Genomic DNA, 21,100 nt, shown 5'->3' on the forward strand with positions numbered 1-21,100 from the left:
GCACAACGCTGGCAGATCGCTGTCGGCGTGGCCCCGCCGGATGAGCATGTTTGCCGATGCGGCCGGACTGTTCACACAGCATCGGCATCCGGGCGGTGGAGTGCGTGGGCGGCCCGGCGGGCGCACCTGGTCTGAGCCATCGGCCGGCCGGACGCGACGGGCCACGCGGTGCGGCCGCCCGGATCGCGGCGGCGGTTCAACCGGCCCGGCTGGCGTCGTCGCGCCGGTAGCCTCGACGGCGGGAGGTGGCGATGGATTCCGCGACACTGCTGGCCGCCCTGCGGCGGGTCGTTCCAGCCGACCGGGTGGTGGACGATCCCGCCGTGGTCGAGTCCTATCTGCAGGACCACGCGGAGTGGGCCGACTACGGGCGGGCCGCCGCGGTGGTCCGCCCGCGCGGGACCGGCGAGGTCCGCGAGGTGGTCCGGTTCGCGGGCGAGCACCGGATCCCGGTGGTGCCGCGCGGCGCCGGCACGGGCCTGTCCGGCGGCGCGAACGCGCTCGACGGCTGCCTGGTGATCTCCTTCGAAGCGATGAACTCCGTGCTGGAGATCGACCGCGCGGAGCGGCTCGCGGTCGTGCAGCCAGGCGTCGTCAACGACGATCTGCGGGCGATCTGCGCCGAGCACGGGCTGTGGTACCCGCCGGACCCGGCGAGCGCCCCGTGGTCGACGATCGGCGGGAACGTGGCCACCAACGCGGGCGGGCTGTGCTGCGTGAAGTACGGCGTCACCAGGGACTACGTGCTCGCGCTCGAGGTCGTCACCGGGCGCGGCGACGTGGTGCGGCTGGGGCGGCGCACCGCGAAGGGTGTCGCCGGCTACGACCTGTGCGGGCTGATGGTCGGCTCGGAGGGCACGCTCGGGGTGATCACCGAGGTGACCGTGCGGCTGCGGCCGCAGCGGGAGCCGGAGCGCACCATCGCCGGCTACTTCGATTCGGTCGTCGCCGCGGGAGAAGCGGTCAGCGCGGTGTCCGCGTCCGGCGTGATCCCGTCGGCGCTGGAGCTGGTCGACCGGCACTGCCTGGAAGCGGTCGACGCCTGGAAGAACATGGGCCTGTCCACCGAGGCGAACGTGGTTCTGCTGGGCCGCGTCGACACGCCGGGGCACGCGGGTGAACAGGAGGCCCGCACGATCCTGCGGTGCTTCGAGCAGGCCGGCGCGACCTGGGCGGCGCTGTCCACGGACGAGCAGGAAGCCGAGGCGTTGTTCGACGCGCGCCGCCTGGCGTACCCGGCGCTGGAACGGCTCGGCCCGGTGCTGACCGAAGACGTGTGCGTGCCCCGCGCGCTGGTGCCCGAGATGCTGGCCCGCATCGAGAAGGCCGCCGCGGCGCACGACACGCTGATCGCGAACATCGCCCACGCCGGTGACGGGAACCTGCACCCGCTGCTCATCACCCCGATCGGAGACGACGCGGCCCGGCGGCGGGCGCAGGCCGCGTTCGAGGACATCATCGCCGACGCCGTGGAGCTGGGCGGAACGGTGACCGGGGAGCACGGAATCGGCCTGCTGAAACGCGGCGGCCTGCGACGCGAGGTGAGCCCCGAAGTGCTGGCGATGCACCGCGCCGTGAAGGACGCGCTGGACCCGTTGGGAATCCTGAACCCGGGCAAGGTTTTCGCTTAGCCGCAAGGTTTCCAGCGGCGCCGCACCCGGGCCGCTTCCGCGTCAACCCGGCTCCGGGGTGGTCAACACGGCGACCGGTGGGGGCTAGTTGCCGGTTCGCCACAGTTGGGCGTAGTGGCCGTTCGCCGCGAGGAGTTCGTCGTGCGTGCCCTGCTCGACGATGCGGCCGTGGTCGAGCACCACGATGCGGTCGGCCCGGGACGCGGTCGCCAGGCGGTGCGCCACGACGAACGTCGTGCGGCGGTTGGCGAGTGTCTCGGTCGCCGCGAGGACCGCGGATTCCGTCGACGGATCCAGTGCGGCCGTGGCCTCGTCGAGCAACAGGACGTCCGGGTCCACCAGCTCCGCCCGGGCCAGCGCCACCAGCTGCCGCTGACCGGCCGACAACGACCGGCCCCGCTCGCCCACCGGCTGGTGGAACCCCTGCGGCAGGGCGGCCACCGCGTCGATCGCGCCCACGGCTCGCACCGCCGCCTCGACCTGGGCGTCGGAGGCGGACGGCGCGCCGTACCGGACGTTGTCGGCGACCGTGCCGGAGAACAGGTGCGCCTCCTGCGGCACGACACCCATCCGCCGGTGCAGGCCGGCCGGGTCGTAGTCCCGCACGTCGACGCCGTCGATGCTCACCTTGCCGCTCGTCGCGTCGTAGAAGCGCGCCGCCAGTTTGACCACAGTGGACTTACCGGCACCGGTCGCGCCGACCAGGGCGACCGTCTCGCCCGGCGGCACCTTCAGCGAGATGTCCGTCAGGGCCAGCGCGTCCGTGCCCGCGTAGGAGAAGTCGACCGCGTCGAACGCGACCTCGCCCCGCAGCCGTTCGGGCACGGGCACCGGGTCGGTGGGTGGCGGCACCGAGGTCGGCGTCCGCAGCAGCTCGCCGATCCGGTGCAACCCGACCTTCGCCTGCTGGTAGCCGTCGAACACCGACGACAACTGCTGGATGGGGGAGAAAAACAGGTTCAGGTACAGCAGGAACGCCAGCAGCACCCCGATCGCGAGCGTGCCGTGCGCGACCCGGTTCGCCCCCGCGATCAGCACCACGGCCTCCGCGATCCCGGACAGCAGCGTGACGAACGGGAAGTACGTCGCCACGTACCGCTGGGCCCGCAGCCGCGACCGCCGGTAGGCGTCGCTGCGCGAGGCGAAGTCCTCGGCCGACCGCTCCTCGCGGCTGTAGGCCTGCGCCACCCGCAGGCCGCTCACGTTCTCCTGCATGTCGGCGTTCACCGCGCTGACCTTCTCGCGCGCCTCGGTGTAGGCCGCGCTGGACAACCGGCGGAAGATCACGGTCGCGATCACCAGCACCGGCATCACGGACAGCGCGTACAGCGCCAGGGAGACATCGGTGATCAGCAGCGCACCGGTGATGCCGATCAGCGTCAGAGCGCTGATCACGGCCTGCGCGACCCCGGTCTGGAGGAAGGTCGACAACGCGTCCACGTCCGTGGTCATCCGCGTCATGATCTTGCCGGACAGCTCGCGCTCGTAGTAGTCCAGCCCGAGCCGCTGCAGGTGCGCGTAGCTGCGGACCCGCAGCGAGTACAGGACCGTTTCCCCGGCGCGCGCGGTGATCCGGGTCTGCGCCGCGATCACGAACCAGTCCGCCGCGATGATGACCGCGCCGATCCCGGCGCACAGCCACACCACCCACGCCAGGCCGGTCCGCACGCCGTGGTCGACGCCCTGCTGGTACAGCGCGGGCAACGCGATCGACGCGGCCGCGTCCAGCCCGACCAGCAGCACCGCGGTGATCAGCAACGCGCGCACCGGGCGCAATGCCCTGCCGAGCCGGAACCGGGGGTCGGGCTGGGTCACCGAGTCCGGGTCCAGCGGCGGCCGGTCCACGGCGGGCGGCAGCTTCCGCACACCTTCCAGCAGCTCGGCCGTCGGTGGGGCGTTCAGCGCGCCGCCCATGCCGCCACCGCCGGGCACCGGCGCGGGCGCGTTGCGCCGCTTCGCCGACTCGGCCAGCTCGTCGACCGCGTCGCGTTCGTCGCGGTCCGGCCACAGCGCGGGCGTGGTCCCGGTCGCCGGGCTCGCCACGCAGTCGCGCTTGTGCACCTGTTCCACCCCTTCGCCGGGGCCGGCGATCAGTTCGCGGAACAGCTCGCAGCGCTCCTCCAGCTCGGCCGCGGTCCCGACGTCGACCACCTGGCCCCCGTCCAGCACGGCGATCCGGTCGGCCAGTGCCAGCGTGGACTTGCGGTGCGCGATCAGCAGGGTCGTGCGGGTCGCGGTGACCGAGCGCAGCGTCTCGTAGATGGCGGCCTCGGTCACGGTGTCCACGGCGGAGGTGGCGTCGTCGAGGATCAGCACCCGCGGATCGGTCAGCAGGGCCCGCGCCAGGCCCAGCCGCTGCCGCTGGCCGCCGGACAGCGTCAGCCCGCGCTCCCCGACCTGGGTGTCGTAGCCGTCCGGCAGCTCGGAGATGAACTCGTGTGCCTCGGCCGCCTTCGCCGCGGCGATCACCTCTTCGTCGCCGGCATCCGGGCGGCCGTAGGCGATGTTGTCGCGGATGGAGGTGGAGAACAGGAACGCTTCCTCGAACACCACGCCGATGGCCTGCCGCAGGTCGGCTGTCCGCACGTCCCGCACGTCGCGATCGCCCAGCCGGACGCTGCCCGAATGCGCGTCGTAGAACCGGGGCAGCAGCAGCGAGATCGTCGACTTGCCGGATCCGGCCGTGCCGACCAGCGCCAGCGTCTCGCCGGGTTCGGCGCGCAGGCTCAGCCCGTCCAGCACCGGTTCCGACCGCGTGTAGCCGAACCGCACGTCGTCCAGCTCGATGCTCAGCGGGCCGTCCGGCAGCGGCTTCGGGTCGGCCGGGTCGGTCACCTCGGGCTGCGCGTCGACCAGCTCGTACACGCGCTCCGCCCCGGCCCGGGTCAGCTGGGCCTGCACCACCAGTGCGGACATCATGCGGGCCGGGCCGATCAGGCCGGACACGTAGCTGGCGAACGCGAGGAACGTGCCGAGGCTGACCTGCCCGTTGAGCGCCAGGATGCCGCCGAAGGCCAGCACGGCGACCTGCCCGGCGGCCGGCAGTGCGGACGTCGTCGCGGTGGGCACCGCGGCCAGCCGGGCCGCGCGCAACCGCTCGGCGAACAGCCGCCGCGCGGTCTTCTCCAGCCGCGCGACCTCCCGGGCCTCCTGCCCGAAGCCCTTGACGACCCGCACGCCGGTGACGGTTTCCTCGACGTGCTGCGCCACGTCCGCGGCCCGCTGCTGCGCCGACCAGGTGGCGGGGAACAGGCGCTTGCGGGCCGTTCCCGCGACGATCGCCACCGCGGGCACCACGATCAGCGCGATCACGGTCAGGCCCGGCGACATCCACAGCATCGCGGCGACGGAGAACACCGCGAACACCACCGAGCCCGCCGACAACGGCACCACGAACAGCAGCGACACGACCAGTTGCAGGTCCGTGATGGCGCGGGACACCACCTGCCCGGTGCGCAGCGAGTCCTGCTTGCCGCCGTCCAGCCTGGACACCGCGTCGAACACCCGCCGGCGCAGGTCGTGCTGCACGTCCAGGGCCAGCCGCCCGCCGACGTACCGCCGCACGAACGCGGTGCCGAACATGAGCAGCTGGACACCGACCAGGCCGGCGACGAGCAGGCCCAGCCGGTCGGTCTGCCGCAGCACCGCGTCGTCCACGGCGACCTTCACCAGCAGCGGGCTCGCGGCCTGCAGGCCGACGCTGAGCACCGCCGCGGCCATCGCCGCCACGACCAGAACCGGATGCCGCCAGCAGGCCGCGGCCAGCCGGCGGATCCAGCCGTTCGGTTCGTCCCCGGAGTCGCGTAGTGGTCGTGCGGTCACCACGCCAGGTTATGCGTGCCCGGTCAGGTGATGTCGCGGCGCTGGTTCGAGGCCCAGCCGGCGGCGAAGAACATCACGGTCCAGGCGAGGAACACCAGCGCGGCGGCCCACCACGAGATCACGCCGGGCGCGCCGGCCGCGAGCTGGAGGCCCAGCTTGTCCCAGTGCTCGACGTCACCCGGCAGGTTGAGCGAGCTGATCCCGAACGCGTCCGCGGCGATGCCGCCGACGATCCCGTTCGCGGCGCCGTTCGGCAGGATCGCGCCGAAGATGTCGCTGGTGTTCCACAGCGCCACCAGCAGCACGTTCTCCACCAGCAGGAACCAGCCGATCAGCAGGATGACGGCCAGCACGACCCGGTTCAGCACCGCGCCGAACCCGATGCCGAACAACGTCACCAGGGCGTAGGCCAGCACGGTCCCGCCGAGCGCGGCGAGCCACTCGCCGCCGCTGGGCAGCCGGTCGCCGTTGACGGTGACGACGGTCGCCAGCGCCGCGACCGCGAAGCTGAGCAGCCCGTACAAGGCGCCCCACAGCAGGTAGGTGATCATCTTCGCGGTCAGCGCGGACACCCGGTTCGGCGCGGTGAGGAACGTGGTGGTGATCGTCCGGCTGCTGTATTCGCCGGCCAGCGCGAAGACGCCGAAGATCGCCGGGATCAGCTGGGCGATGTTCACACCGTGCGCGATGCTCAGCAGCCCGACGGGCAGCGCGTCGGCCGACACCCCGGCCTGCCCGGCGATGATGCGCGCGGTCCCGCTGCCGATGTAGTCGGCGAAGTCGTTGGTGATCCGGCCCCACACGAACGACATCCAGAACGCGACCAGCACCAGCGGGATGATCAGGATCCACCAGGTGTTGAGGCTCAGGGTCTTGCGGAACTCCGCCTTGATCAACCGGCCCATCAGCCCTGACCTCCCCAGCCGCCGTTGCCCTGCTGCTGTCCCGGCGGTACTTGCTGGTACTGCTGCTGCGGCGGGTAACCGGGTGGCGGCGGGCCCCATCCGCCCTGCGGTGGCGGGCCGTAGGGCTGCGGCGGCATCCCCGCGTACTGCGGGGTGGTCAGCTGGAAGAACAGCCGCTCCAGATCGGCCCGCTCCTCCTCGATCCCGTAGACGGCGAGGCCGGCCTTCGCGACCAGGTCACCGATCTGCTGACGGGTCGCGCCGACCACCGCGACCCGGCCGTCGGGGGTCGGCTCCACCTGCGTGAACCCGCCTTCCTGAAGCGCTTTCACCAGCGCGTTCGGATCCGCGGCCTGCACCAGCACGCGGGACTGCTGGCTGCTGCGCAACTGCTCCAGCGGACCGTAGTAGCGCGTCACGCCGTGGCTGATGATGACCACCTGGTCGATCGTCTGCTCCACCTCGGACAGCAGGTGGCTGGACACCAGCACGGTGCGGCCCTCGCGGGCGTAGGCGCGCAGGAAGTTGCGCAGCCACACGATGCCTTCCGGGTCGAGTCCGTTCGCCGGCTCGTCCAGCACCAGGACCTGCGGGTTGCCCAGCAGCGCGGTGGCCAGCGCGAGCCGCTGCCGCATGCCGAGCGAGAACCCGCCCGCGCGGCGATCCGCGACCCCGGAGAGCCCGACCAGTCCCAGCACCTCCTCGACCCGCTGGTCCGGCACACCGATCGCCGCGGCGTACACCTTCAGGTGATTTCGCGCGCTGCGCTTGGGGTGGAAGCCCTCGTTCTCCAGCACCGCGCCAACGACCTGCGCCGGATTGCCCAGCTGCTGGTAGGGGCGGCCGTTGATGGTCGCGACACCGGCCGACGGCGTCACCAGGCCGAGCACCATGCGCAGGGTCGTCGTCTTGCCCGCGCCGTTGGGGCCGAGGAAGCCCGTCACCGAACCGGGGCGGACCTCGAAGCTCAGGTTCTGCACCGCGGCGACCGGACCGAAGTGTTTGCTCAGGTTCTGCACGACAATCCGGCCGCTGCCGTCGTGGTGCATGTGCGCCCCTCCCCGCCCGGTGAACATGATCGCGGGGCACATAGTGCCCTACTCGCGACCGGATGAACCGATCCGGCACCGCGTGTCGGGCGGGCGGGCGGACAAAAAGGGGCGACCCGCTCAACCAGCCTGGGGGTCACTGGGAGCGGGCCGCCACTGACCAGCTTAGGTGGTATCCCGGGACTTCGCTTACGCGGGGGGCCAAGTTCCCCGGGAAAAATTCTTCACGGACCACGCCGGGAGGTGGGCGGTCCCTGACCCGCGGGACCGCCCGTTCCGCTCAGCCGAGGGCTTCGGCCAGCGGTGTGTGCGCCAGGTCGTGGGCCTGCGCGACGGCCGCGTTGGTCAGGGCGCCCGCGTGGGCGTTCAGGCCCAGCGACAGCGGCTGGTTGCCGCGCAGCGCCGCCTGCCAGCCGCGGTCGGCCAGCTGGATCGCGTAGGGGAGCGTGACGTTGGTCAGCGCGTAGGTGCTGGTGCGCGGGACCGCGCCGGGCATGTTCGCCACGCAGTAGAACACCGACTCGTGCACGGTGTAGGTCGGGTCGTCGTGCGTCGTCGGGTGCGAATCGGCGAAGCAGCCGCCCTGGTCGATCGCGATGTCGACCAGCACGCTGCCCGGCTGCATGCGTGCGACCAGATCGTTCGACACCAGCTTCGGTGCTCGCGCGCCCGGCACCAGCACGGCGCCGATCACCAGGTCGGCCTCCAGCACGGCCTGCTCCACCGCGAAGGCGTTGGAGGTGACGGTGCGGATCCGGCCGCCGAAGTCGTGGTCGATCTGCCGCAGCCGGTCCACATTGGTGTCCAGGATCTCGACGTCGGAGCCGAGGCCGAGCGCGATGCGCGCGGCGTTCAGGCCGGCGACGCCGCCACCGATGACCACCACGCGGGCCGGGTGCACGCCGGGCACACCGCCGGGCAGCACGCCGCGGCCACCGCTGGGCTTGAGCAGGGAGTGCGCGCCGACCTGCGGCGCGAGCCGCCCCGCGACCTCGGACATCGGCGCGAGCAGCGGCAACGCTCCGGTCGGCAGCTGCACGGTCTCGTACGCGATCGCGGTGGTGCCGGCGTCCAGCAGAGCCTGCGTCAGCGGGCGGTCGGCCGCGAGGTGGAGGTAGGTGAACAGGACCTGGTCGCGCCGCAGCCGCGAGTACTCCTCGGCAACCGGTTCCTTGACCTTGAGGACCAGCTCGCCCTCGGCCCACACGTCGTCGGCGGTGGCGAGGATCTTCGCCCCGGCGGCGACGTACTCGTCGTCGCTGATCGCGGACCCGGTTCCGGCGCCGGCCTCGATGACGACCTCGTGGCCTCGGGTGGTCAGCTCGTGCACCCCGGCGGGGGTCACGGCGACCCGGTACTCGTGCTTCTTGACCTCGCGGGGGACGGCGATGCGCACTGCTTCCTCCTGCTGGTGGTGAACGTGGTGGTGCCCACGGTGAGCCACCCGGATGGTGGTGTCATCGTGCTCCGCCGACAATTCTTCGGCGCATGGCTGGTTCCGGCGCGACAAGGTGTTGACCTCCAGCATGGTGGAGATCGCAGGATGATCTCCATGAGAGCAGTGTGGTTGACCGAGTTCGGCGGACCCGACGTGCTGGTGGCCGGGGACGCACCGGATCCGGTGCCCGGTCCCGGCCAGGTGCTGATCGGTGTGACGTTCGCCAACATCACGTTCGTGGAGACGCAGTTCCGGTCGGGCCTGCCCGGGCCGTTCCGGGCGGAGCCGCCGGTCATCCCGGGCAACGGGGTCGGCGGGGTGGTGCTGGCCGGCCCGGACGACCTGGTCGGTGCGGCGGTGGTGACCAGCCTGACCGGGTCGGGCGGTTACGCGGAGCGCGCCGTGGTGGACGCGACCGCGCCGTTCCGGGTGCCGGACGGCCTGGCACTGGACGACGCGGTCGCGCTGCTGGCCGACGGCCGGACCGCCATGGCACTGATCCGCGCGGCCGGGGTGTCCGCGGGGGAGCGGGTGCTGGTGCTGGCCGCCGCCGGCGGGGTGGGCAGCATTCTCGTGCAACTGGCGCGCAACGCCGGGGCAACGGTGGTCGCCGCGGCCGGTGGTGCCCGGAAGACGGCGGTGGCGCTCGACCTCGGCGCGGAGACGGCCGTGGACTACACCCGGCCGGACTGGGCAGGTGAGGCCGGCCCGGTGGACGTCGTGTTCGACGGCGTCGGCGGCGCGATCGGAGCGGCCGCGTTCGGCCTGGTGCGGCGTGGTGGCCGGCACTTCAGCTACGGACTGGCCAGCGGCGGGTGGACGGAGGTGTCCGAGGAGGAGGCGTCCACGCGTGGTGTCCGGTTGCACCGCGGTGCGCTGGGCAGCCCGGCGGACCTGCGGGACGCCACCGAGTCGGTCCTGGCCGAGGCGGCCGCCGGACGGGTGAAACCCCTGATCGGGCAACGTTTCCCGCTCGCGCGGGCCGCCGATGCCCACCGCGCCATCGAGTCCCGCGGGACGATCGGCAAGACGCTGCTCGAAGTCTGATCCGGACTCGCGCCCGTGCGCCGGGCCGCGAGTTCCACCTTCCTCAGGCGGTGTCCGCCCGGGCGGCATCGCCGGTGGCGATCACCCCGGCACGCGTCACGCGCATGATCACGCCGAACTTGTTGTCGTGCCGCCGGATCAGGTGGGATTGCAGCTCCGGCCACCGCGCGCGGCCGGACGGGTCCCAGCTGGGCACCGCGCAGCGGATGCACGGCCCGGCGCGTTCGCCGGTCACCTCGAGCGTCACGTCACCGGCCCGGAGCACCGTGCCGGCCGTCCAGTCCTCCTCGGCGAACGGCGGTGCGTCGAGCGTCAGGTGCAGGTTCGGCCGGAACCGGTCGAGTTCGACCGGCCTGCCGAGTTCCGCCGCGAGCGCCGCCAGCGACGCGGCGAACGTGACCAGCACCGTCGGCCCGCGATCCTGCTGCCCGTCGGCCGCGCGGAGTTCCACCGGCATCCCGAACGAGTCCGCCAGCGCGTCCGCCAGCCCGGGCTCGTCCCAGTGCCACGCCCGGCCGTCCGGGGCGTGCAGCACCGGCGGTTTCGGCGGGTCGATCACCGCCCCGTACTCCGCGCTCCAGGTGAGCATCGCCGGGTTCTGGCGCACCGTCAGCAGGTTGCCGCGGCGCCGGTCCCGGCCGTCGACGAGCGCGTGCGCCCGGTCGCCCGCCACGCCCCGTTCGTCGAAACGCGCGGCCTCGATCTCCTCGCCCCGCAACGACTTCACCGGCCAGCGGTGCACCGCGGCAACAGACCCGTCGAACACGAACCCTCCTACGACCATCGCACGGTCACCAGTTGTACCAGCAGCGCCAGGCGGACATCGGCCTCGTCCAGGTCGAGCGGTACGAGGTCGAGCACCCGGCGCATCCGGTACCGGAACGTGTTGGGATGGATCCGCAACGCCTGCGCGGCGGAGCGCGGGTCGCCGGGGTGGCGCAGCCATTCATAGAGCGTCTCGACGTACTCGGTGCGGTTGGCCCGGTCGTACTCGCGCAAGGTGTCCAGCGGCCCGAGTTCCACGACACCCGCCGCGGCCGCGGCCGTCGCCGTGCGGTGCAACGCCAGCGCGGTCCACAACCCGTCGAAACTGCCGGACGACGCCTCGACCACTCCGGCGCGCAGCAGGCTCAGCGTCTCCTCGGCCTCCGCACGGGACCGGGGCAGCTCGCCCAGCTTCACCGCGCTCCCGGCCGCCACCCGGGGCGCGCCCCGCGCCGGGTCGGCCAGGGCGGACCAGTTCGCCCCGTCCGGCACCACCGTGTACAGCAGCCCGCCCAGCTCCGTCGCGATCGGACGGTGCCCGATGCCCTGCGACATCCGTTCCAGCAACGCCAGCCGCAGTCCCTCGTCGTCGCCGGGGGTGTCGATCACCACCACGCGGTGCGGCTCGTCGGTCAGCTCCAGCTCCGCGACCGCCGCGCGCGGCCCGGCCTTCCCCTCCAGCACCGCGCGCAGCAACTCGGCCGAGGCCCGCCGCTGCGCGTCCGCGTGGGCGCGGCGCCGCAACAGGTGCAACGCCACGACCGGCGCGGTGTCCGCGAAGGCCGCCGCCCGTTCGTCCGACACCGGCCCGCGCACCACCGCCCACATCGACCCGAGCAGTTCGCCGCCCATCCGGATCGGCACGATCAGCCGCGGCAGCGTGCCGTCCCGCTGCGCGGGCACGAAGATCGTCTGCCGCCCGCGGGACAGTTCCCGGAACACCCCGCGGGAGCGGAACTTGGCGAGCACGTCGTCCGGGATGCGCCGGCCCATGATCGTCGACACCCGCGCCGGGTCGGTGATGTCCTGCCGCGCCGAGTAGGCCAGCACCCGCGAGTTCGTGTCCTCGATCGTCACCGGCGCGTCCACCACCGCCGCGACCGCGTCCGCGAGCCGGAACAGGTCGCCCGACCCGGGATCGCCCTCCAGCGACTCGGGTTCCTCGGCGGCCGCGTCCAGCACCGTCCGCAGCAGCCACACCAGCTGCGCCCACGCCGTCGCCGCGTGCACCTCGATCAGCGCGATGCCCGCCGTCCGCGCCGCCCGCCGGACCGGCGGCTTGCGGGCGACCGGCGGTTTCAGCAGGACCGCCGCCGCGCCGGCCGCGGCGCTGTTGCGCACCAGCTCGACCGCCGCGTCCGGGCCGGTCGTGGCGACGCCGAGCACCAGGTCACCCGCCGCGAGTTGCGCGGGCGCCCCGGGCTCGGCGATCACCACGTCCGCCACGGCCGGGCAGGGATCCGGCAGCTGCACGGCGTGCAGCAGGGTCGGCCCCACCCGGTCGACGACGCTGCGGACGGACACCATTTCCGCAGGATACGGTCTACCTGCTCAGGACACGGGCCAGGACGTCCCGCAAGGTGGCGGCCGGGTCCGCGGTGCCGCCGGCCGAGCGCCACGCCACGATCCCGTCCGGCCGCACCAGGCTGGCGCCGCCCTCGCGCAGGCCGAACCGCGCGCCGAACACGCCCCGCGGGTCGTCGAAATCGCGGCCGGCTTCCCGGTAGTCCAGGTCGAGACCGGTCTCCGCGCGGACCGCGTCAACCGCGTCGCGCCATCCGCCGGTGGCGAACAGCACCCAGCCGTGGCCCAGGAAGTCCCAGGTGGAGCCGGTCGTGGTGGGCACGGTCGGTGCGCGGAACCCGGGCCGCCCGGACGGTTCCACCGGGTTCTCCAGCCGGTCGGTGTCGCCGGTGTCTTCGGTGTTCTCGCTGTCTTCGGTGAGCACGGCGCCGGACCGGTAGCGGAACCCGAGGGTGAGGGCCATCTGGTCGACCGGTTCCGGTGCCCCGGTCAGGTCGAGCTCGGGGAACATCCGCTCCTTGGCGTTGTGCAGCGAGGTGCCGACCACCATCTCCGCGATCGGCCTGCGCTCGGCGTCGTAGCTGTCCAGCAGGCCCGGACCGGCGTCGCCGCGGATCACCGCGGCGAGTTTCCACGCGATGTCGTGCCCGTCGCCGACCGCGGTGTTGCCGCCCATGCCGCCGGTGGGCGGGGTGACCTTGGCGGCGTCGCCGACCAGGAACACCCGCCCGGCGGAGAACCGGTCGGCGACCCGCGCGGCCATCTCCCAGGCGCCCGTCCACTGGATCTTCGGTTGCAGATCGGGCAGGTCGGTGGCGAGCCGGATCAGGTGGACCAGCCGCTCCTCCGGGAAGTCCGCGGCGGTTTCCCCGCGCTCGGGGTGCAGGTCGACGGCGAAGACGTAGCGGCCGGGGGTGTCGGTGTTGGTCAGCGCGCCGGTGAACTCCGCGTTCTGCAGGTAGTAGAGGTCGGTGACGTCGCGGTCCAGGCGGTCCCCGAGGTCGGTGTCGAACACGACCCCGATCGAGTGCGCGATCGCGCCGATCCCGGTGGTCCCGATGCCGAGGGTGTTGCGGATCCGTCCGCGGCCGCCGTCCGCGGCGACCAGGTAGGACGCGCGCACGGTGGTCTCCTTGCCGCTGTCCCGCGAACGCAGGACCGCCGTCACCCCGTCCGCGTCCTGCTCGAACGACACCATCTCGGTGGAGAACCGCACGTCCGCACCGGCGGTGCGAGCCCGCGCGAGCAGGATCGGCTCCACCACGTCCTGGCCCGCCATGCCCCACGGCGCCGCGGTCGCCGCGCTCAGGTCGATCTCGCCGAGGTCCTCGACGAGCCGGTGGAACACCGGGCCGCCGAGGCTCGCCGCGACCGTGATCTTCAGGCCCTGTGAAGCCCGCTTGCTGACGCCGAGCACCTCGTGGTCGATCCCGGCGAACCGGTACAGCTCCATCGTGCGCGGCGTCTGGCCACTGGCTCGCGGGTGCAGTGCGGTGCCCGGATGCCGGTCCACCGTCAGCACCTGCACGCCCTCGATGGCGAGGAACATGCTCGCGGACAGGCCACCCAGTCCGGCCCCCACGACCAGGACGTCGACGTTTTCCATGATCTCTCCTTGCTGTGGAAATCCCTGTTGCCGAGTATCTTAGCGACTGAGAGATTTAGTTTGCAAGGTGGCTTCCCATGTGCTGGGAACCGTTGGGCGCGGCTGTCCGGTTTGGCTAACTTCGGTCCCGGCGCCCTTGCTCCGACAGCCACGCACCGAGGAGAACGACGATGACCCAGTCGCAGGCCTGGTCCTTCGAGACGAAGCAGATCCACGCCGGCGCGAGCCCTGATCCGGCCACGGGCGCCCGGGCCACGCCGATCTACCAGACCACGTCCTTCGTGTTCCGGGACAGCCAGCACGGCGCCGACCTGTTCAGCCTCGCCGAGCCCGGCAACATCTACACGCGGATCATGAACCCGACGCAGGACGTGCTCGAGCAGCGCGTCGCCGCGCTCGAGGGCGGCGTGGCCGCGCTGGCCTTCGCGTCCGGCACCGCCGCGACCAACGCCGCGATCCTGAACGTCGCCAACGCCGGCGACCACATCGTGGCCAGCCCGAAGCTCTACGGCGGCACCTACAACCTCTTCAACTACACGCTGCCCAAGCTCGGTGTCGAGGTGTCCTTCGTCGAGGACCAGAACGACCTGGAGCAGTGGCGGGCCGCGATCCGCCCGAACACCAAGGCCTTCTTCGCGGAGAGCCTGGCCAACCCGGGCAGCGACGTGCTCGACATCCGCGCGGTCGCGGACGTCGCGCACGCGGCCGGGCTGCCGCTGATCGTCGACAACACGATCCCGACGCCGTACCTGCTGCGCCCGATCGAGCACGGTGCCGACGTCGTGGTCCACTCGGCGACCAAGTACCTGGGCGGGCACGGCACCACCATCGCCGGCGTCCTGGTGGACGGCGGCACCTTCGACTTCGGCGCATATCCGGAGCGCTTCCCCGGCTTCACCGAGCCGGACCCGAGCTACCACGGTCTCAAGTACTGGGAGGCTCTCGGCCCCGGCGCGTTCGCCGCCAAGGCGCGCGTCCAGTTGCTGCGCGACACCGGTGCGGCCATCGCGCCGCTGAACAGCTTCCTGATCCTGCAGGGCATCGAGACGCTGTCGCTGCGGGTCGAGCGCCACGTCGGCAACGCCAGGGCGCTGGCCGAGTGGCTGGAGCAGCGCGACGAGGTCGAGCGCGTCTACTACGCGAGCCTGCCGTCCAGCCCGCACTACGAGCTGGCCCGGAAGTACCTGCCGCAGGGCGCCGGCGCCGTGCTGTCGTTCGACCTGCGTGGCGGCGTCGAGGCCGGGCGGAGGTTCGTCGACGGGACCGAGCTGCACAGCCAGCTCGTGAACATCGGCGACGTGCGCAGCCTCATCGTCCACCCCGCCAGCACCACCCACAGCCAGCTCACGCCCGACGAGCAGCTGGCCAGCGGCGTGACCCCGGGCCTGGTGCGGCTCGCGGTCGGGCTGGAGGGCCTGGAGGACCTCAAGGCCGACCTCGAGGCCGGGTTCCGGGCGGCCAAGGCGGCCCTGTGACACAACCGTCCACTGTGGATCTTCCGCCGGCGACCGGTGCGTGGCGCGCGGGAGATCCACCTGGACGGCGGCAGTGGTCCGCCGGCGGACGGCTACGGCTGGACGCCGGCGGCACCCTGCCGGAGTACTCGATCGCGTACGAGACGTGGGGGCGGCTCAACTCCGACGCCTCGAACGCCGTCCTGGTCGAACACGCCCTCACCGGCGACAGCCACGCCGCCGGCACGGCCGGCCCGGGTCACCCCACCGCGGGCTGGTGGGACGGCCTGATCGGGCCGGGCCGCGCGCTGGACACCGACGAGCTGTTCGTGGTGGTGCCGAACGTGCTCGGCGGCTGCCAGGGATCGACCGGGCCGTCGTCGCCCGGTCCGGACGGGCGGCCGTGGGGGAGCCGGTTCCCCCGGATCACCATCCGCGACCAGGTGCGCGCGGAGGCCGTGGTGGCCGACGAACTGGGCATCGACCGCTGGGCCGCGGTGCTCGGCGGGTCGATGGGCGGGATGCGGGCGCTGGAATGGGCGGCGACCTTCCCCGGCCGGGTCGCCGGGCTGCTCGTGCTCGCCGCACCGGCCGCCTCCTCGGCCGACCAGGTCGCCTGGGCCTCGCCCCAGCTGCACGCGATCACCGCCGACCCCGGGTGGCGTGACGGTGACTACTACGACGCGCCGCCCGGTGCGGGGCCGCATCGCGGGCTCGGGGTGGCGCGGCGGATCGCCCACGTGACGTACCGCAGCGGGCTGGAGCTCGACCAGCGGTTCGGCCGCCGGCCGCAAGGCGCCGAGGACCCGCTCGGCGACGGCCGGTATGCCGTGGAGTCCTATCTCGATCACCACGCGGACAAACTGGTGCGGCGTTTCGACGCGGGCTCCTACGTGCTGCTGACCCGGTCGATGAACACCCACGACGTCGGCCGCGACCGCGGCGGTGTGGGCGCCGCGCTGGCCCGGGTGACCGCGCGGAGCGTGATCGCGGGGGTGGACAGCGACCGCCTCTACCCGATGCGGCAGGCACACGAGCTGGCCGCCGGGATCCCGGGCGCGGGCGAGGCGGCGGAGATCAACTCACCTTACGGGCACGACTCGTTCCTGATCGAGACCGAGCAGGTGGCGAACCTGGTGAAGGCGCTGCTGCACTGAGCCCGGCCGGGACCGGTGCCCCAGCGGCGCTCCGGTCTGGTTCGGAGGCGGTCTCAGGCCAGCGCCTCGGAGATCCAGTCGGTCACCGGCAGGTCCCGGTCGAGGCATTCGGTGGACAGCCGGACCGTCCAGCGCAGCGCTTGCAGCGTGAGGCTGTTCACCTCCGCGCGGTTCGCGCTCGCCAGTGCGATCTCCACCTGTTCGGCCGCGGCCTCGGTGTTGCCGTGCACCTCGGCCAGCAGGGTGCGGACCGCCGTGCGCACCGGCGGGTCGGCCTGGTCGATCGAGACCTCCGCGCCCGTCTCGTCGAACACCTGCACCTTCACCGGCGCGCTGCCGCCATCACCGAGGGTGGTCACCATCGTGCTGCACTCCTCGAACAGCAGCAGCATCAGCTCCCGCGTCTCGTCGTGGCTCGACGGGGCCACCTCGTCGAGCGCGTCGTCGTCACGGCCGAGCTGCATCGCGACGAGGGCGCGCTGCGCTCGCGAGATCAGCTGCTGCCGGTCGGAGGTCACGGGGTCTATCAAAGCCGGGGAAAGCCGTTCAAGGTAGTGGGAAAAACGAGTGACGTGCCGATCACGCGGCGGCCTGCAGCGCGCCGAGCGCGAGGCGCCGCAGGAGGACGGCCAGATCCTCGTCGTCGAGATGGCGGTTGTACGGCGTGGAGTTGATCAGCCCGAACACGGCGTGTGCCGCCGAACGAGCCTGGCGTTCCCCCACTCCGGGGACGGCGTCGCGGATCACCTTCACCCACACCTCGACGTAACGCCGCTGCAGCGCGCGCACCTGCTTGCGGTCGGCATCGGTGAGGTTGGCGAGGTTGCGCTCCTGGACCGTGATCAGCGACGGGTGGGTGAGCGCGAAGTCGACGTGGAACTCGACCAGCTCGGTGAGCGCCTGCCCGGGGTCGGAGGTCTGCTCGACGCGGGCGGTGCCGCCGTCGAGGAGGTAGTGGCTGATCGAGTTCAGCATCTCCCCGAGCATCGCGTCCTTGCTGCGGAAGTGCCGGTACAGCGCCGGGCCGGAGATGCCGACCGCCGCGCCGATGTCGTCGATGCCGACGCCGTGGAAGCCGTGCCGGGCGAACAGCTCGGCCGCCGCGCTCAGGATCTCCTCACGGCGCGTGGCCTTCTCACCGGTGACCAGCGGGGTGGGACTCGTCGACACGTGACCATCCTATCGAGTCAGGTTAGCGAGCGCTAACGTCGGCTCGTTGTCACCTGTTGGTAGACGGAATGCCTCCCAACGGGGGTCCCTTCCGGGCACCGCACCTGGTAATCGTTCAGTAGTGCTTCGCTCACGGAAGGTGGTCACCGTTGTGCTGAGAACGCTTGCCGTCGCCGCCGTCGCGGCCCTCACCGCGATCGGCCTGAACTGGGGGGTTGCCGGTGCGGACACCCTCGACTACGTCGCCCTCGGTGACTCCTACTCCTCCGGGGTGGGTGCCGGGAGCTACCTCGACTCCTCCAGTTGCAAACGCAGCTCGAACGCCTACCCGGAGCTCTACGCCAGGCAGACGTCGGCTGCGCTCGACTTCCGGGCGTGCTCCGGTGCCAAGACCTCCGACGTGCTGTCCAAGCAGGTCGGCGCACTGTCCGCCGGCACCGACCTGGTGACGATCAGCGTCGGCGGCAACGACGCCGGCTTCGCGAGCGTGATGCAGGACTGCATCCTCGGCGGGGACGCGGGCTGCAAGACGGCGATCGACAACGCGAAGGCGTTCGTGACCGGGACCCTGCCGGGGCTGCTGGACAAGACCTACCGGGAGATCCGGTCGCGCGCCCCGGAGGCGAAGGTGGTCGTGCTGGGGTACCCGCACTTCTACAAGATCGGCGGCTCGTGCTCGGTCGGGTTGTCCGACACGTCGCGCGGTTACATCGACAGCGGGGCGGACGCGCTGGACTCGGTCATCCAGAAGGAGGCGTCGGAGGCGGGTTTCGCCTTCGCGGACGTGCGCCCGGCCTTCGCCGGGCACGAGATCTGTTCCGGCGCGTCCTGGCTGCACAGCCTGACCTACCCGGTCGACGAGTCCTACCACCCGACGGCGACCGGCCAGGCGCGGGGCTACTACCCGTCACTGGTGGCCGCGGTGCGGGAGCTCCGGGTGTGACCCCGCGGCCGGGCGGCCGGCCCGCGCCGCTTCGGTAACGCGTGGCGCGGGCACGGCGACGATCATCGTGTGCAGGCGGAGACGAGCTGGCTCCCCCCGTGGAGCACGGACCCGGCCACGTTCGCCGCCTGGGGCCAGTGGGCCGGCGCGCTGGGCAGCATGGCGGCGGTGATCGTCGCACTGGCGCTCGCGGCGGTGGATGGACGTCGGCGGCGACGCGAACTGGCGGACCGGCAAGCGGCACAGGCCCGCACCGTGACCTGCACCGTCACGCGCAGCATCGGCCAGGACGGCGACCGGGACGAGTTGTCCGTCGTCGTCCACAACCACGGGCAGCTGCCGGTCACCGATGTCTACCTCCGGGACGTCCGGATGCACTTCGGGGACACCACGCTGCAGGATTGGGATTTCGCGGCGCCTCGTCAGCGCGACGAGGGGCGGGCATACCCGTTGGACACGGTGATCGGTCCACAGGATCACTCCAGCTCCCCCCGATTGATCTTCCGGGACGAGCCGGCGGAGGGTGCACCCCCCGGCCGAGGCGAGGCGACCACGCGGTTCGCCTTCCTCGATGCGAGTGGACTCTGCTGGGAACGCATCAACAACGGCCCGCCCAGGCGGATCTACACAAGGCAGGAGAAGAACCGGATCGAGAGGCGGGCGTTCCGGCGGCTCATCGTCAACGTCACGGTCGTGTGCCTGCTGATCGGCATCGGTGTCGGCACACTCACGGCGACGCTGGACATCAACTTCGTCAGTTCTCTGCTGCTCGATCTCACCGTGTGGGCCGGTGCCGCGTACGTCATCGTCCGCAAGGTCGACGGCAAGCCGCTGCTCCCCGTCCGCCCGGGGAAGTGAGCGGGCGGCCGCGAGAAGCAGTGCCGCCGCGCTGGACAGCGCACGTTAGCCGTGGTTAACATCGACCCGTGCGTTAACGCCTGCTAACCATGTTCGGCGTCGGATGAGGAGGGTCATGGACTTCCCGGTGCTCGGCACCTCCGCGGACCCGCGAAGCGAGCAATACGCCCGGAACGCGACCGCTCACGCGGAGCTCACCGAGGATCTGCGCAAGCGTCTGGCCGCCGCCCGCACCGGCGGCCCCGAGAAGGCGCGTGCCCGGCATGTGGAACGCGGCAAGCTCCTGCCCCGCGACCGCGTCGACGCCCTGCTCGACCCGGGCTCGCCGTTCCTCGAACTCTCGCCGCTGGCCGCGAACGGCCTCTACGACGACGAGGCTCCCGCGGCGGGCATCATCACCGGGATCGGCCGCGTCTCCGGGCGTGAGTGCGTCGTCGTCGCCAACGACGCGACCGTCAAGGGTGGCACGTACTACCCGATGACGGTCAAGAAGCACCTGCGAGCGCAGGAAGTCGCCCTGCACAACAACCTGCCGTGCATCTACCTGGTCGACTCCGGTGGCGCCTTCCTGCCGAGGCAGGACGACGTGTTCCCCGACCGCGAGCACTTCGGCCGCATCTTCTACAACCAGGCGACCATGTCCGCGCGCGGTATCCCGCAGATCGCGGCCGTCCTGGGCTCGTGCACGGCCGGTGGCGCGTACGTGCCGGCGATGAGCGACGAGGCGGTCATCGTCCGCAACCAGGGCACCATCTTCCTCGGCGGCCCGCCGCTGGTGAAGGCCGCGACCGGGGAGGTGGTCACCGCCGAAGAACTCGGCGGCGGCGACGTCCACGCCCGTCAGTCCGGCGTCACCGACCACCTCGCCACCGACGACGCGCACGCCCTGTCCATCGTGCGCAACATCGTCGCCACCCTCGGCCCGCGCAGCCCGCGCCCGTGGGAAACCCGCCAGGTCGAGGCTCCCGTCGTCGACCCGGAGCAGCTCTACGGCGTCGTGCCCACCGACCCCCGCACCCCCTACGACGTGCGCGAGGTCATCGCGCGGATCGTCGACGGCAGCCGCTTCGCGGAGTTCAAGAAGGAGTACGGCGCCACCCTCGTCACCGGTTTCGCGCACATCCACGGCCACCCGGTCGGCATCATCGCCAACAACGGCGTGCTGTTCGCCGAGTCCGCGATGAAGGGCGCGCACTTCATCGAGCTGTGCGACCAGCGGTCGATCCCGCTGGTCTTCCTGCAGAACATCAGCGGCTTCATGGTCGGCAGGGCCTACGAGGCCGGCGGCATCGCCAAGCACGGCGCCAAGATGGTCACCGCGGTCGCCTGCGCCCGGGTGCCCAAGTTCACCGTCATCATCGGCGGCTCGTTCGGCGCCGGCAACTACTCGATGTGCGGGCGGGCGTACTCGCCCCGCTTCCTGTGGATGTGGCCCAACGCGCGCATCTCCGTGATGGGCGGTGAGCAGGCCGCCTCGGTGCTGGCGACCGTCCGCCGCGACTCGATCGAGAGCCGTGGCGGCGAGTGGCCCGCCGACGAGGAGGAGGCGTTCAAGGAACCCATCCGCCGCCAGTACGAGGAGCAGGGCAGCCCCTACTACTCGACGGCGCGGCTGTGGGACGACGGCGTGATCGACCCGGCGGACACCCGCATGGTGCTCGGCCTCGCGCTGTCGGTGGCGGCGAACGCGCCGCTGGAACCGGTCAGCTACGGCGTCTTCCGGATGTGAGG

General features: G+C 72.1%; 16 protein-coding genes. 7 read left to right on the forward strand and 9 right to left on the reverse strand.

Annotation, left to right across the window (positions count from 1 at the left end):
• The first annotated feature begins 251 nt into the window (after positions 1-251).
• On the forward strand, positions 252-1,631 hold the full coding sequence (locus FHX45_RS21320) for an FAD-binding oxidoreductase (RefSeq protein WP_167104858.1): 1,380 nt from the start codon (positions 252-254) through the stop codon (positions 1,629-1,631).
• Between the two features lie 84 nt (positions 1,632-1,715).
• Here the strand turns inward: FHX45_RS21320 and FHX45_RS21325 are convergent, their stop codons facing one another.
• The 4 genes from FHX45_RS21325 to ald all read right to left on the reverse strand — a co-directional run bounded on the left by FHX45_RS21325 (position 1,716) and on the right by ald (position 8,803).
• Positions 1,716-5,453, reverse strand: a complete 3,738-nt coding sequence (locus FHX45_RS21325; RefSeq protein WP_341771556.1) for an ABC transporter ATP-binding protein — start codon at positions 5,451-5,453, stop codon at positions 1,716-1,718.
• 23 nt (positions 5,454-5,476) lie between these two features.
• Positions 5,477-6,358, reverse strand: coding sequence for an ABC transporter permease (locus FHX45_RS21330; protein WP_167104864.1), 882 nt, complete (start codon positions 6,356-6,358; stop codon positions 5,477-5,479).
• Positions 6,358-7,407: an ABC transporter ATP-binding protein gene (locus FHX45_RS21335; protein ID WP_167109282.1), complete on the reverse strand. Its 1,050-nt coding sequence runs from the start codon at positions 7,405-7,407 to the stop codon at positions 6,358-6,360. Before FHX45_RS21335 ends, FHX45_RS21330 begins: the two co-directional genes overlap by 1 nt.
• A gap of 280 nt (positions 7,408-7,687) precedes the next feature.
• Positions 7,688-8,803: an alanine dehydrogenase gene (gene ald, locus FHX45_RS21340; protein WP_167104867.1), complete on the reverse strand. Its 1,116-nt coding sequence runs from the start codon at positions 8,801-8,803 to the stop codon at positions 7,688-7,690.
• 156 nt (positions 8,804-8,959) lie between these two features.
• Here ald and FHX45_RS21345 point away from each other — a divergent pair, with 156 nt between their 5' ends.
• Entirely contained in the window at positions 8,960-9,892 is a 933-nt protein-coding gene (locus FHX45_RS21345; protein WP_167104870.1) for a zinc-binding dehydrogenase, read from the forward strand.
• Between the two features lie 43 nt (positions 9,893-9,935).
• Here FHX45_RS21345 and FHX45_RS21350 read toward each other — a convergent pair whose 3' ends face one another.
• The 3 genes from FHX45_RS21350 to rdmE are packed head-to-tail and all read right to left on the reverse strand — an operon-like array spanning position 9,936 to position 13,787.
• Complete coding sequence (locus FHX45_RS21350; RefSeq protein ID WP_167104873.1) at positions 9,936-10,658, reverse strand: MOSC domain-containing protein; 723 nt, start codon at positions 10,656-10,658, stop codon at positions 9,936-9,938.
• A gap of 8 nt (positions 10,659-10,666) precedes the next feature.
• A complete protein-coding gene (locus FHX45_RS21355) occupies positions 10,667-12,184 on the reverse strand; it encodes a PucR family transcriptional regulator (protein ID WP_167104876.1) in 1,518 nt (505 codons plus the stop codon).
• Between the two features lie 16 nt (positions 12,185-12,200).
• On the reverse strand, positions 12,201-13,787 hold the full coding sequence (gene rdmE, locus FHX45_RS21360; RefSeq protein ID WP_167104879.1) for an aklavinone 12-hydroxylase RdmE: 1,587 nt from the start codon (positions 13,785-13,787) through the stop codon (positions 12,201-12,203).
• A gap of 170 nt (positions 13,788-13,957) precedes the next feature.
• Between rdmE and FHX45_RS21365 the strand changes: the two genes are divergently transcribed.
• Both FHX45_RS21365 and metX read left to right on the forward strand, forming a co-directional pair.
• Positions 13,958-15,262, forward strand: a complete 1,305-nt coding sequence (locus tag FHX45_RS21365; protein WP_167104882.1) for a bifunctional o-acetylhomoserine/o-acetylserine sulfhydrylase — start codon at positions 13,958-13,960, stop codon at positions 15,260-15,262.
• Between the two features lie 14 nt (positions 15,263-15,276).
• Positions 15,277-16,398: a homoserine O-acetyltransferase MetX gene (gene metX / locus FHX45_RS21370; RefSeq protein WP_167104885.1), complete on the forward strand. Its 1,122-nt coding sequence runs from the start codon at positions 15,277-15,279 to the stop codon at positions 16,396-16,398.
• A 53-nt stretch (positions 16,399-16,451) separates the two neighbouring features.
• Here the strand turns inward: metX and FHX45_RS21375 are convergent, their stop codons facing one another.
• Together FHX45_RS21375 and FHX45_RS21380 are read right to left on the reverse strand one after the other, a co-directional pair.
• Entirely contained in the window at positions 16,452-16,862 is a 411-nt protein-coding gene (locus tag FHX45_RS21375; RefSeq protein WP_243870012.1) for a hypothetical protein, read from the reverse strand.
• Positions 16,863-16,977: 115 nt separating this feature from the next.
• The gene (locus FHX45_RS21380; protein ID WP_167104888.1) at positions 16,978-17,568 is read right to left on the reverse strand and encodes an SACE_7040 family transcriptional regulator; all 591 of its coding nucleotides are present in this window, start codon (positions 17,566-17,568) and stop codon (positions 16,978-16,980) included.
• Between the two features lie 151 nt (positions 17,569-17,719).
• Here FHX45_RS21380 and FHX45_RS21385 point away from each other — a divergent pair, with 151 nt between their 5' ends.
• From FHX45_RS21385 to FHX45_RS21395, 3 genes are all read left to right on the forward strand, one after another.
• Positions 17,720-18,511, forward strand: coding sequence for a GDSL-type esterase/lipase family protein (locus tag FHX45_RS21385; protein WP_167104891.1), 792 nt, complete (start codon positions 17,720-17,722; stop codon positions 18,509-18,511).
• A gap of 69 nt (positions 18,512-18,580) precedes the next feature.
• A complete protein-coding gene (locus tag FHX45_RS21390; protein WP_167104894.1) occupies positions 18,581-19,369 on the forward strand; it encodes a hypothetical protein in 789 nt (262 codons plus the stop codon).
• A 115-nt stretch (positions 19,370-19,484) separates the two neighbouring features.
• Positions 19,485-21,098, forward strand: coding sequence for a carboxyl transferase domain-containing protein (locus tag FHX45_RS21395; protein ID WP_167104897.1), 1,614 nt, complete (start codon positions 19,485-19,487; stop codon positions 21,096-21,098).
• The last annotated feature ends 2 nt before the right edge of the window (positions 21,099-21,100 follow it).

This window comes from Amycolatopsis granulosa (genome assembly GCF_011758745.1).
GTDB classification, from domain to species: Bacteria; Actinomycetota; Actinomycetes; order Mycobacteriales; family Pseudonocardiaceae; genus Amycolatopsis_E; species Amycolatopsis_E granulosa.

Excerpts from the sequence above, each read along its gene's own strand:
- FHX45_RS21395 (WP_167104897.1), top strand. The coding sequence starts at position 19,485 with ATGGACTTCCCGGTGCTCGGCACCTCCGCGGACCCGCGAAGCGAGCAA.
- FHX45_RS21330 (WP_167104864.1), bottom strand. The coding sequence starts at position 6,358 with ATGGGCCGGTTGATCAAGGCGGAGTTCCGCAAGACCCTGAGCCTCAAC.
- FHX45_RS21355 (WP_167104876.1), bottom strand. The coding sequence starts at position 12,184 with ATGGTGTCCGTCCGCAGCGTCGTCGACCGGGTGGGGCCGACCCTGCTG.
- FHX45_RS21345 (WP_167104870.1), top strand. The coding sequence starts at position 8,960 with ATGAGAGCAGTGTGGTTGACCGAGTTCGGCGGACCCGACGTGCTGGTG.
- FHX45_RS21320 (WP_167104858.1), top strand. The coding sequence starts at position 252 with ATGGATTCCGCGACACTGCTGGCCGCCCTGCGGCGGGTCGTTCCAGCC.
- FHX45_RS21335 (WP_167109282.1), bottom strand. The coding sequence starts at position 7,407 with ATGCACCACGACGGCAGCGGCCGGATTGTCGTGCAGAACCTGAGCAAA.
- rdmE (WP_167104879.1), bottom strand. The coding sequence starts at position 13,787 with ATGGAAAACGTCGACGTCCTGGTCGTGGGGGCCGGACTGGGTGGCCTG.
- FHX45_RS21375 (WP_243870012.1), bottom strand. The coding sequence starts at position 16,862 with ATGCAGCTCGGCCGTGACGACGACGCGCTCGACGAGGTGGCCCCGTCG.
- FHX45_RS21365 (WP_167104882.1), top strand. The coding sequence starts at position 13,958 with ATGACCCAGTCGCAGGCCTGGTCCTTCGAGACGAAGCAGATCCACGCC.